General features: G+C 65.0%; 8 protein-coding genes and 1 tRNA gene. 8 read left to right on the top strand and 1 reads right to left on the bottom strand.

Annotation, left to right across the window (positions count from 1 at the left end; genetic code table 11):
* Positions 1–50 precede the first annotated feature (50 nt).
* Positions 51–133, bottom strand: a tRNA-Leu gene (locus tag FX134_RS08950).
* 570 nt (positions 134–703) lie between these two features.
* On the opposite strand from FX134_RS08950, the gene FX134_RS08945 reads away from it, so the two are divergent.
* From FX134_RS08945 to FX134_RS08900, 8 genes are all read left to right on the top strand, one after another.
* Positions 704–2,131 carry a Sapep family Mn(2+)-dependent dipeptidase gene (locus FX134_RS08945; protein WP_080800665.1) on the top strand — a complete coding sequence of 476 codons (1,428 nt, stop codon included), beginning with the start codon at positions 704–706 and terminating at the stop codon, positions 2,129–2,131.
* Between the two features lie 367 nt (positions 2,132–2,498).
* Positions 2,499–3,338, top strand: coding sequence for a tyrosine-protein phosphatase (locus tag FX134_RS08935; RefSeq protein WP_080800662.1), 840 nt, complete (start codon positions 2,499–2,501; stop codon positions 3,336–3,338).
* A gap of 766 nt (positions 3,339–4,104) precedes the next feature.
* Positions 4,105–5,460 carry a hypothetical protein gene (locus FX134_RS08930; RefSeq protein WP_080800658.1) on the top strand — a complete coding sequence of 452 codons (1,356 nt, stop codon included), beginning with the start codon at positions 4,105–4,107 and terminating at the stop codon, positions 5,458–5,460.
* Positions 5,461–5,889: 429 nt separating this feature from the next.
* Positions 5,890–7,305, top strand: a complete 1,416-nt coding sequence (locus tag FX134_RS08925; RefSeq protein ID WP_080800656.1) for a hypothetical protein — start codon at positions 5,890–5,892, stop codon at positions 7,303–7,305.
* Positions 7,306–7,538: 233 nt separating this feature from the next.
* Positions 7,539–8,252, top strand: coding sequence for a LytR/AlgR family response regulator transcription factor (locus tag FX134_RS08920; RefSeq protein WP_080800653.1), 714 nt, complete (start codon positions 7,539–7,541; stop codon positions 8,250–8,252).
* Positions 8,253–8,495: 243 nt separating this feature from the next.
* The gene (locus tag FX134_RS08915; protein WP_080800650.1) at positions 8,496–9,527 is read left to right on the top strand and encodes a PASTA domain-containing protein; all 1,032 of its coding nucleotides are present in this window, start codon (positions 8,496–8,498) and stop codon (positions 9,525–9,527) included.
* Positions 9,524–10,000 carry a protease inhibitor I42 family protein gene (locus tag FX134_RS08910; protein ID WP_080800648.1) on the top strand — a complete coding sequence of 159 codons (477 nt, stop codon included), beginning with the start codon at positions 9,524–9,526 and terminating at the stop codon, positions 9,998–10,000. Before FX134_RS08915 ends, FX134_RS08910 begins: the two co-directional genes overlap by 4 nt.
* Positions 10,001–10,606: 606 nt before the next feature.
* Complete coding sequence (locus FX134_RS08900; RefSeq protein WP_172623439.1) at positions 10,607–11,890, top strand: Fic family protein; 1,284 nt, start codon at positions 10,607–10,609, stop codon at positions 11,888–11,890.
* Positions 11,891–12,212: the final 322 nt, after the last annotated feature.

Genomic DNA, 12,212 nt, shown 5'->3' with positions numbered 1-12,212 from the left:
CCGAAAACAAAGCGAGCCCCTGCGCGTTGCAGGGGCTCGTGGGGTGCGGATGGTGCCCGAGGCGAGAGTCGAACTCGCACGTCTAGGACAACGGTTTTTGAGACCGCCGCGTCTGCCATTCCGCCACTCGGGCGCAACACGAGAGTATACCGGAAGCCCCGATGGCCGTCGAGGAGAAATCTCCGCTCGCGCCTTTCGATTGTCGCCCGAAACGTACGTTCTGACTCCCTATTTGACGCATAATCCGGCGACCGCATCTTCCTGCTGCACGCGGATCGGGGCTGCCTGACACAAAAATCCTCGACGTGAAAGGCTCGGAAGCGGAAAAGGGCGGCCATCGGCTCCCTGGAGCAGTGGCCTTTGGCGTTTTCCCAGGTCGCGAAACATGGGCACGCGCGCGGATGACCGAAAACCTTTCACGTCGAGGGTTTTCGCGTCGGGAGGGCCCGATTCGCGTGCACCCCCTACCCCGAGGCGCTCGGTTGTGCGCCAAAGGGGTGATCAGAACGTACGTTTTCGCGCCGAAAAGCGTACGTTTCGGGCGACGATGGGCCTGAGGCGAAGAACTGCGCGACAGTCCGTCAACAGGAGTCTGACCCTCTGGCGCGGAAATCGGCCAAGCATCATAATGGAGGGTATGACGAAGGAAGGTGCCCGTGCGCCTTTGCAGGCACGCAACTCGGATAGAGAGGCGGAATCAACCATGGAGCATGAAGACCTGCTCAAGAGGATCGACGCGTACTTGGAGGACAACTGGGACGCGATGGTGGGCGACATCGAGACGCTCGTCCGCATTCCCAGCTTCCAGGAGGACGACAAGAAGGCGGACGGCGCCCCCTTCGGTCCCGGCCCCAAAGAAGCGCTCACGGCCGCGCTCAAGCTGGCGGCCGACATGGGCTTCAAGCCCCATGACGCCGAGGGCTACATCGGCTTCGCCGACTTCCCCGGCGCGTCTGAAACCCAGATCGGCATCATCGGCCATATGGACGTCGTGCCCGCCGGTCCCGGCTGGACCTTCGAGCCCTATGCCGTCACGCGCAAGGACGGCTACCTCATGGGCCGCGGCACGCTCGACGACAAGGGTCCGAGCGTGGTGGCGCTGCACGCCATGAAGTTCTGGAAGGACCTGCAGGACGCGGGCGAGACGCCGCAGTTCCCCTACACCGTGCGCTTCCTGTTCGGCGCGAACGAGGAATCCGGCATGGCCGACGTGGCGTACTACCACGAGCACTACGAAGACCCGGCGTTCCTGTTCACGCCCGACGCGGAATTCCCCGTGTGCTACGGCGAGAAGGGCGGCTACGACGGCACCATCACCAGCAAGGCCATCCCGGCCGGTCAGCGCACCATCGCGGAGTTCGAGGGCGGCGCGGCCACCAACGCCGTGCCCGGCATCGCGCACGCCGTGGTGAAGGCCGACGTCGCCAGCCTGCCCGCCGCCGAGTGCCTCACCATCACGGACGCGGGCGAGGGCCTGGCGCGCATCGAAGCCGCCGGCAAGGGCGCGCACGCCTCCACGCCCGACGAGGGCATCAACGCCATCGGACTCATCGTGGACTATCTGCTGGCCAACGACCTGTGCAGCGCCGACGAGCGCGCCTTCCTCGAGCTCGACCAGAAGCTGCTCAACCACACCGACGGCAGCGGTATCGGCATCAAGAGCGAAGACGAGTACTTCGGCCCGCTCACCGTCATCGGCGGCACCATCAAGCTGGACGGCGAGCGCTTCATGCAGACGCTCGACAGCCGCTTCCCCACGTCCATCACGGCGGCCGAGATCACCGAGCACCTGCGTCAGCTCACCGACGAGATCGGCGCCGACTTCGAGAACACCCTGCTCATGGAGCCGTTCCTGGTGAAGCCGGACAGCCCGGTGATCCAGGCGCTGCTCAACGCCTACAACGAGGCCACCGGCGAGGACGCCAAGCCCTTCACCATGGGCGGCGGCACGTACGCGCGCGAGTTCAAGAGCGGCGCGAGCTTCGGCCCCGAGAAGCCGTGGGAGAAGAACCCCGAGTGGGTGGGCATGATGCACGGCCCCGACGAGGGCGTGAGCGAGGAGCTGCTGAAGCAGTCGTTCCGCATCTACGCCCTCACGCTGGACAAGCTGATGGCGCTGGATCTGAAGTAGAAGCACCTCGGAGCGCGTCGCGCGGCACCGAAGGCAGTGTCGCGCTGGCGCGCTCCCTTTGTAGGGGCGGGCTGCTGCCCGCCCGGTACAACGCTCCCTTGCGGCTGCTGCGTCGGCGCGCTCCCCCCTTGTCATCCTGAGCGGAGGCGCGAAGCGCCGGAGTCGAAGGATCCCGCGCGGCGCCAGCGAAAACGCGCTACGTCATCCTGAGCGAGCGAACCCCCCCCCCCCACCCCCCCGCACCGTCATGCCGCACCCCCCACCACGACACCTCCACCCCCCCCCCGCCCCCCCCCCCCACCCCCTCCACAACACCGTCCCCTCCGCGCAACCGCCCTAGCCCCCCCCCCTCCCCGAAAGGCCTGCTATGACAAACCCCCTGCAACTCGAACGCGAACCCGGCGGCCGCATCGTGCTGGAGGGCCTGCCGAACACGCGCGACGTGGGCGGCATCCCCGCTGCCGATGGCCGTTTCGTCAAGCACGCGCGCCTCATCCGCTCCGGCGCGCTGCACGGCGCCACCGACCGCGACCTGGCCACGCTCACCGACGACTTCCGCCTGCGCCTGGTCATCGACCTGCGCACCGAGGAGGAACGCCGCGAGAAGCCCGACCCCGAGGATCGCCTCCCCGGCGTGCGCTTCGACAACGCGCCGCTGCTGAGCGCCTCCACGTTCGGCGTCACGCGCGAAGGCGGCATGATGCAGGCGCTCAAGGCGCTGCGCACGCTGAAGAAGAATCCGGCCAGCATCATGGAGAACGTCTACGAGCGCATGGTGCTCGACGAGCAGAGCCAGCAGGGGTTCGCGCAGTTCTTCGCCGACGTGCTGGCTGCCGAAGAGGGCGCCGTGCTGTGGCACTGCACCATCGGGAAGGACCGCGCCGGCTTGGCGGCGGCCCTGCTGCTGCACGCGCTGGGCGCGCCGCGGGACGCCATCGAGCGCGACTACCTGGCCACCAACGAGTACGTGAAGTCCGAGACGCAGAACATCATGGACGCCCTGTCGTCGTTCGGCCTGGCTGGCAAGCTGGATGACAGCATCCATGTGATCAACTCGGCCGATGCGCGCTTCCTGAACGCCGCCTTCGACGCCATCGAGCGCGAATACAGCAGCCTGGACGCCTACGTCCGCGACCAGCTGCACGTTTCCGACGCCCAGCGCGAAACCCTCCGCACCCGCTACCTCACCGACGCCCCGCAAGGGTAGGGGAGCGGGCGCCCCTTCTGTCATCCTGAGCGGAGCGCGCCAGCGCATCCCCTTTGTCATCCTGAGCGGAGCGCGTCAGCGCATCCCCTTTGTCATCCTGAGCGGAGCCGTGTGGAGCGGCGCGCCCCTTCTGTCATCCTGAGCGGAGCGCGCCAGCGCGTAGTCGAAGGATCCCGCGCGGCGCCAGCTGGAAGCGTCACGGCTGGCGCCGCAGGGGATCCTTCGACTCGCTTCGCTCGCTCAGGATGACAAGCAGAGGGCTTCGCTCGCTCAGGATGACAAGCAGAGGGCTTCGCTCGCTCAGGATGACAACAAGATCGCGCGCTACATCGGGACGCGGTCTGTCAGCGCGCCGATCGCGACAACCTGCGCGCCGCGGGACGTTCTCCATCTTTCCTCCATATGCGCTGATGCCGTGCTGGTGTAGTGCCCCTGCTAGCATGAGGCAATTGCAGAGGTTCAACCAAAACTGTACGAGTGGGTTTGGCGGCGCGCAAGGCGACTGTTCGCCCGAGCCGGATGGAAGGAGAGAACGAGGATGCTGAAAACAATGACGAAATCGCTCAGGGGGGGGGGTGCGCTGATTTTAGCGGCGGTCTTGGCGCTGTCGCTGATCCCCGTAACTAAGGCCTGGGCTGGAAACTATACTTTGACCTATGATCATGATGCTGGTTTCGAAGTTTCAGTCGCCGACAATCAATCTGATCAGTGGGACAAGATCACGATCACGCTCAAGCCCGGTTGTTCGTGGACGACCCCGCCGACTTTGGCTCATAACCAGTCGACCGGTGTCTATTTCGAGCAGGCGAAGCCGAGTCGCAGCGATCCCAACAAGTACGAAGCTTCAATCTTTGAGACTTGCCCTGCCGGCACCGTCTTCACCATCACGGGAGCGGCGTCTGCCACCTACACCGCCCAGGTCCGCACCGACCAGCTTGAGAATGCGAGCGCCTCGCTCGACAAGACCTCGGACATCGCCCCCACTGACGTCGTGACGCTCACCATCACGCCCGACGAGGGGTACGCGTTCAACTCGGCTCCCAGGGTCATTCCCGACGGTTTCACTGCGGGCGCGGTTGAGCCTGGCGAGAACGGCACCTACACCTGCCAGCTCTCCGCGTTCACGAGGAACACCACTGTCATTGTCTCCGGCGTTGCCGAAGCGGCCAGGTACCCCGTGACGCTCAATACGGCCAACCTCAAGAACGCGACCGCACTCACCGATTTCGACGATATCGCGACCAATGAGCTCGTTGAGGTTACCGTCACGCCCGCCCAGGGCAAGGTGTTCACCGATCCTCCCCGCATGGAGGCCACCAATGCGCACGTTTATAAGCAACTCGCGTGGGTCGAGGCCGACAGCTGCTACTCCGGCAAGATCGACAACCCCACCGGACCCGTCACCATCACGGTGACCGGAGAGGCCAAGGATCCCGCCTACACCGCCACGCTCATCACCTCCGGCCTCAAGGGCGCCTCGGCTTCCCTGAGCAAGAGCACGGACATCAAGGCGAATGACACGGTCACCGTTACCGTCACGCCCGAGGCGGGCAAGGCCTTCGCTTCCGCGCCCGGCATCGGCGCGACCAACGCCACGGTCGGAACCCCCACGAAGAAGGCCGACGGATCCTACACCTGCGCCATCACCGGCTTCTCGGGCAACTCCAACATCACGGTGACCGGCGAGGCCACGGCCGCCGACAAGCCTGTCATCAAGGTCACCGGCAACGGCACCCATGTGGTGGGCGCGGGCGGCACGCTCACGTTCACCTGCTCGCTGCCGCTGGAGGACCTGATCAAGGTGTTCGTGGACGGCAAGGAGCTCGACAAGGCCAACTACGACGCCAAGTCCGGCAGCACCATCGTCACGCTGAAGGCCGCCTACCTGGACACGCTCGCCGAGGGCAAGCACACCATCAAGCTCTCCTACACGGGCGACCGCGCGGCCTCCCTCGACTTCACGGTGGCCAAGGCCAAGCCCCTGCCCACCGACGACAAGAACGACGGCTCCAAGATCGCCAAGACCGGCGATCCGCTGAGCGCCGCCCCGCTTGCGGGTGTCGCCGGCATCGCGCTTCTGGCCGGCGCCGTCGCCCTGCGCAAGAAGGCCCAGCAGAAGTAGCTCGGCCGCAGAGCAGGACCCTCCCGCCGAGCGTCGCGAACCCCCGCGGCGCTCGGCTTTTTCATGCCGCCGGCCCGGCGCCGCTGCGTCCTTCCCCCCGGATTTCGGCCGCTCGTGCCGAAAAAACTCAGAATCCCTCCTTTTGCGCCCCTTTATGAAGCAGAGCTGGTGTAGTGCGCTCATTACCATGACGTGGTTGCAATAGTTTTGTGAGAGATACGGCGGATTCGCCCGACGGAAGGAGAAAGAAGGATGCTGAGAACAATGACGAAATCGCTCAGGGGGGGGGGTGCGCTGATTTTAGCGGCGGTCTTGGCGCTGTCGCTGATCCCCATGACTAAGGCCTGGGCCGCAAATTATAACATGGACGAGATGGGCTGGCACCAAGTTCTTGTCGCAGACGATACGATTGATGGCGGCGGCCGACCTTTGGAAAAGATTATCTACAAAGACAAGGACGGCGCGGTTATCGCCACCGATGAGCGCACGGGTTCCGGATATCCCTACGACATTCGGAGCATAGAGAGCGGCGGTGCAACTTACGCCCAATGGCAAGCCGAGCCTAGGGTTCCCGTCGATAAGTACCAGCTGACCCTCCTCGGCACCCCCTCAATTACCAGGTACCCCGTCACGCTCGTCGCAGGCGACCTCAAGAACGCGACCGCCGTTACCGACTTCGACGATATCGCGGCCAGCGAGTTCGTTGAGATTACCGTCACGGCCGACGAGGGCAAGGTGTTTATCGATGACCCCGTCATGACGGTCGAGGGCGCGCACGTTCTCAAGGAGCTCGCGTGGGTCGACGCCGACGGCTGCTACTCCGGCGAGATCGACAACCCGACCGGACCCGTCACCATCACGGTGACCGGTGAGGCCAAGGATCCCGTCTTCACCGCCACCGTTAACACCACCGGCCTCAAGGGCGCAACCGCCGAGCTCTCCAAGACCTCCGACATCAAGGCCGACGACCCGGTGAACGTCACCATCAAGCCCGCCGCGGGCAAGCGCTTCGATGCCGCGCCCACGATGACCCTGGACGGCGCCGCCGTCAAGTACCCCCTGCAGAAGCGCCCGGCCGACGGCGCCTACGTGGGCACCATCTCCACGTTCACGAAGAACGCCACCGTCACCGTGGCCGGCGAGGCCGTGGACGCCTGGTCCGCCACGCTCGACAAGGCCGGCCTCAAGGGCGGCACGGCCCGCCTGTCCCCGACCGACGGCCTCGGCCCCGACTCCGTCTCCGTGCTCACCGTCACCTTCGACTCCAACAAGACCGTCACCTCCGCACCGGTGGTCACCGCCGACAACGCGAAGGTCAAGCTGGCCAGTCAGAACGGCAACGCCTACACCTACGAGATCAACGAGTTCACCGGCAACACCACGGTCACGGTGACCGGCGAGGCCGTCAAGCCCGACATCACCGTGGGCGGCAACGGCACGCACGTGGTGGGCGCGGGCGGCACGCTCACGTTCACCTGCTCGCTTCCGCTCGCCGACCTCCAGCGCGTGCTCGTGGACGGCAAGACGGTGGTGCCCTCCAACTACGACGCGAAGTCCGGCTCGACGGTCATCACGCTGAAGGCCGCCTTCCTCGACACGCTGTCGGTGGGCAAGCACACGCTCAAGCTCGCCTACTCCGGCGACCGCAGCGCCTCCGTGGACTTCACGGTGGCCAAGACCGGCACCGGCGGCAACGGCGGCAATGGCGGCAATGGCGGCAACGATTCCAAGATCGCCAAGACCGGCGACCCGCTTGACGCCGCTCCGCTGGCAGCCGTGGCCGGCGCCTCCGGCATCGCGCTTCTGGCCGGCGCCGCCCTGCGCCGCAAGAGCCAGCAGAAGTAACGCATCCGCGTAGAAGGACCCTCCCGCCGAGCGTCGCGCACCCCCGCGGCGCTCGGCTTTTCCTTTCCGCAGCCGGCGTACGGCGCGCCCGCGCGGCGACCGGTAACCGGCGAACAGTCATGGTAATTTCCGATATTCCGTCTTTTCCGCTGATTCCGGCCGCCTTGATTTATAATGGCACCTGAGAGAAGACGCTCGATTCCACCAAGGGGTTCAGAGGCTAGGAGGTCCACGTGTTGAAGGCCATGATCGTTGATGACGAAGCTCCCGCGCGTTCTGAACTGAAGTTCTTGCTCGACGAGCTGGGCCAGACCGAGGTGGTGGCCGAGGCGGCCAGCGTGCGCGAGGCCATCGAAAAGCTCAAGGAATACCCCTGCGACGTCATGTTCCTGGACGTCAATATGCCCGAGGCCACGGGCCTGCAGCTGGCCGAGGCGCTACAGCACCTCAAGTTCCCGCCGGCCGTGGTGTTCGTCACGGCGTACAGCGAGTTCGCGCTCGAGGCGTTCAAGGTGAGCGCCATCGACTACTTGGTGAAGCCGGTGGAGACGGAGCGCCTGGCGCAGGCCATCTCCCGCGTGCGCGAGCATGTGTCGCTGCACGTGCAGGCGCAGAAGTCCGAGCGCATCCCCGTCGAGAAGGGCGGCAAGAAGATCCTCATCGGCATCGACAAGATCCGCTTCGTCATGGCGCGCGACGACTACGCCTATCTGCAAACGGACACCGACCGCTACTTCTCCACGGTGAGCCTGGCCCAGCTGGAGAAGCGCCTGGACGGCCACGGGTTCTTCCGCGTGCACCGTGGCTATCTGGTGAACCTGTCCATGGTTGAGGAGATCGAATCGGTGTCGGGCGGCACGCTGCTGCTCACGCTGAACGGCGCCGAAGAGAAGATCCCCGTGTCGCGCCGCCGCGTCTCCGCGCTCAAGAAGGCGCTCGGCCTGTAAGGCGCGCCCCGCCCGCTCATCGTCCCGTAGGGCAAGGGCTCTGCCCTTGCTGCCACCTGCGGGGCGATCGCGTCCCATCGGCAAGGACAGAGAACCGACGTGGCGGGACTTTTGATGCAGCTCCCTTTTCGCTTCCGGCGCGGTGCGTTGGAGGCTTGATTTCCCCCGATCGCTCTCAGCTCGCGTGTTTGGTGTAGGTTTGATATGCAAGCCCGAGTATGGTGAACGCGAAAGGAGGCCTCGATGATGACAACCATGCGGAAGCGTTTCATGGCAGTCGGGTGCGCGGCGGTGCTGGCATGCTGCCTGACGGCCGGATTGGTCGGGTGCAGCTGCAGCGGCGAGGTGGCCAAAAAGGAGAGCGGCCAGACCGAGCAGAAGAAAACCGAGCCGAAGCAGCCCGAGAAGAAGCAGGACGACAAGAAGGCCGTGCCGAACGTCGTGGGCATGACGAAGGACGACGCGCAGCGCGTGGTGGCCGACGCGGGCTTCAAGGTGGGCGCAGTCACCGAGGAGGAGAGCGAGACGGTGGCCGCCGGCATGGTGGTGAAGCAGACCCCCGACGTCAAGACCGAGGTGGCTGCGGGAACCTCCATCGACCTCGTCGTGTCGAAGGGCGTGCAGAAGCCCCCCGAGCAGGTGGCGGTGCCCGATCTGACCGGCATGACCCAGACCCAGGCCGAGGACGCGCTGGCGAAGGCAAAGCTCGTCTCCAAGGCGGAGGATCCCGTGTACAAGGGCGACGTCGATCCCGGCAGGATATTCTCGCAGTCCGTCGCCGCCGGGACGAAGGCCGACGCGGGCACCACGGTCAGCTTCACCGTGGCGCTCGGCAAGGAGGTGGCGGCCGTGCCGTCCGTCATCGGCAAGGCGCGCGACGCGGCCGTGGCGGCGCTGACAGACGCCGGGTTCAACGTGGACGTGGTGGAGGCGTACCATGCGAGCGCGGCTGCGGGCACCGTGTCCAGCCAGAACCCCAATCCGAAGATCCAGTGCGTCAAAGGCACCACGGTGACGCTTCTCGTGTCGAAGGGCCCCGCGCCGTCTCCTAAGGAGCAGGTGCCGGTGCCCGATCTGGCGACGCTTTCGCTGCCGCAAGCCCAGGACGTCCTGGCGAGTGCGGGCCTGGTTTGCAAGTTCACCGGCAATGAGGACGGCTACGTCGTGGCTCAGAGCATCGTGGCGGGAACGAACGTCGATCGCGGGGCAACCGTGACCGTCACTTTGGAAGAACCCTATACGCAAGGTGCGACCGAAGGAGAGGCGACGCTATGAAGAAGATTCTGAAGCTCACGTTGATCGGGGCGTGCCTGGCGGCGCTCGTCGGCGTCCTCGCGGCATGCGGCTCGCCCGCGCAGGGCGGCCGGGAGGGAGTGGTTCCGGCCGACGACGAGGCCACGGTTCAGTTCGACGGCGGCGAGCTGCTGTACTCCCAGGGCGACATGATAGTGATGCTCGACGGCAACGCGACCACCGGGTACGAGTGGACCAGCGAGATCACGGGCTCGACGGTGACGCAGGACATGGACGAGTACGTCGAAGAGGGCGGCGCGATGGACGAGGCCGGCAAGGACGCGGTGGCCGGAGCGGGCGGCGTGCACATGTTCGGCTACAAGGCGAACGGCTCGGGCGACGCGTCCATCACGCTGAAGTACGCGCGCTCGTGGGAGGAGTCCCCTGACGACAAGACCGTGGTCATCGAGGTGACCGTCCAAGACGGCATGTTCACCAAGGTCGCCGCGAAGTAACCGCGGCCCAACCGATAACCCTCCCGGGGCCGCCTCCAAGCGGCCCCTTTTTGATGCCCCCGAGCCCCCTTTGTCATCCTGCGCGCAGCGACGAAGATGCCCTCCCCCTGTCTGAGCGCAGCGCGCAGCCATCCCCCTTTGTCATCCTGAGCGGAGCGCGCAGCCATCCCCCTTTGTCATCCTGAGCGGAGCGCGCAGCCATCCCCCTTTGTCATCCTGAGCGGAGCGCGCAGCGCGGAGTCGAAGGATCCCCTGCGGCGTCAGCCGAGAAACTTCCAGCTCACGCCGCACGGGATCCTTCGACTCGCTTCGCTCGCTCAGGATGACATCCCGCGTGGAAGTGGCAGGATTTTTCGGCTGTGGCACGCGCGGCGAGTTCGCGAATTTCGCGACCTGGGGAAACACCGGCGCCCGCGCGTCCGTGCCGCCCGATTTCCGCCCGATCCGTGCCACAGCCGCAAATTCCTGCCACTTTACGCAAGACTCATCTTCCTTATTTCAGGTTATGATACAACCTGAAATAAGGAGAAACTGTATTTCAGCTTTATGAAGGCTCACCTTTCCTTATTTCAGGTTAAAGTAAAACCTGAAATAAGGAGGCGGTTCATGGGCACATTGCATCGAGAGTTTTGGATAAGCGAAGGCATGGGAAGAACGCGGCGCGAGCGGCAAAGCGGTGCGTACTTCTACTACCTTCCTGGGATGCTGAAGAACATGGGCGTGGCGCTTGAGCCCGATGTGGTGGGAGACGTGGGTCGAGCCGAGCAGGCGATCGCCGCGCTGAACGAACGAGTGCGCGCGCTTCGCAGCTCGGAGGGAATCGCGCGGCTTCTTCTGCGCGCGGAGGCGGTGTCCTCGTCGTACATCGAAGGCCTGTCGATTGGGACGAGACGGCTTCTTAAAGCGGAGATGAACCTTGGCGACCGCACCGCGTTCCGTCATGATGAATCCGCAGCCGAAGTCGTTGGCAATATCCACGCCATGCAGGACGCCCTCGCGGCGGCCGAGGCTGACGAGACGATCACCGTCGACACGATACTCGCGATTCACCGGGCTCTTTGCGCAGGTACGCGCATCGATCGGTACGGAGGCAAGCTGAGAGATCGTCAAAACTGGGTCGGCGGCAATTCGTACAATCCCCTCTCGGCTGATTATGTTCCTCCGGCGCCTCAGCATGTGGAAGGCTTGCTCGATGATCTTGCGCAGTATTGTAATGATCGGGTCGTTTCACCCATCGTGCAGGCTGCGCTTGTCCATGCCCAGTTTGAATCTATCCATCCTTTCGTTGACGGCAATGGGCGAACCGGGCGCGCTCTCATCCATCTCGTCCTGAGGCGTCGGGGCCTGGCACCCCGTCTCGTGCCGCCGGTGTCCCTCGTTCTTGCGACGCATTCGGAGAGCTACGTGCAAGGCCTCACGGGTTTTCGCTACACCGATTCAGAGGGCGAAGTGGCTGTTCGCGACGGAATCAACGAATGGGTCTCGTTCTTTGCCGGCGCATGCCTCGCTTCATGCGAGGAGGCCGAGCGTTTCGAACAAAGCGCCGACGTCTTGCAGGCTGCATGGCGCGAGCGTCTGGGTGCCGTGCGCAAGAACTCAGCGCTCGACCTTCTGCTGGAAGAGCTGGTAGGCATGCCGGTGTTCACGGTAAAGTCGGCGGTCGCCTCGATTGGGCGCGCGACGAGCGCCACCACGGCGGCGATCGAACGCTGTGCAGAATCGGGCATCGTAAAGCCCATCGGAAGCCAAAAGCGTAACCGGACGTTCGAAGTGCCCGAGGTGATCAACGAGTTCAATATCTTCGAGCGGCGGCTAGCGAGCCCCGTGGGGGACACAAGCGCGGCGAAGCCGGTGCGCGCCGTGCCCGAGAACCTTCGACGCGGCCGGTGAGGATTCTCGCAGCGAGCAGCGAGGTTCCCAACAGCCGAAAAATCCTGCCACTTCCACGCGGGATGTCATCCTGAGCGGAGCGCGCAGCGCGGAGTCGAAGGATCCCCTGCGGCGTCAGCCGAGAAACTCCCAGCTCACGCCGCACGGGATCCTTCGACTCGCTTCGCTCGCTCAGGATGACATCCCGCGTGGAAGTGGCAGGATTTTTCGGCTGTGGCATGCGCGGCGCGTTCGCGAATTTCGCGACCTGGGGAAACACCGGTGCCCGCGCGTCCGTGCCGCCCGATTTCCGTCCGATCCGTGCCACAGCCGCAAATCCTTG

This window comes from Arabiibacter massiliensis (assembly GCF_902386925.1).
Lineage (GTDB): Bacteria > Actinomycetota > Coriobacteriia > Coriobacteriales > Eggerthellaceae > Arabiibacter > Arabiibacter massiliensis.
The sequence above is the reverse complement of the archived record's forward strand: the minus strand, read 5'-3'. Positions and strand labels throughout refer to the sequence as shown.

Bases quoted from the DNA above. Each gene is read 5' to 3' on its own strand.
- FX134_RS08910 (WP_080800648.1), top strand. From the start codon at position 9,524: ATGAAGAAGATTCTGAAGCTCACGTTGATCGGGGCGTGCCTGGCGGCG.
- FX134_RS08915 (WP_080800650.1), top strand. From the start codon at position 8,496: ATGATGACAACCATGCGGAAGCGTTTCATGGCAGTCGGGTGCGCGGCG.
- FX134_RS08935 (WP_080800662.1), top strand. From the start codon at position 2,499: ATGACAAACCCCCTGCAACTCGAACGCGAACCCGGCGGCCGCATCGTG.
- FX134_RS08900 (WP_172623439.1), top strand. From the start codon at position 10,607: ATGGGCACATTGCATCGAGAGTTTTGGATAAGCGAAGGCATGGGAAGA.
- FX134_RS08945 (WP_080800665.1), top strand. From the start codon at position 704: ATGGAGCATGAAGACCTGCTCAAGAGGATCGACGCGTACTTGGAGGAC.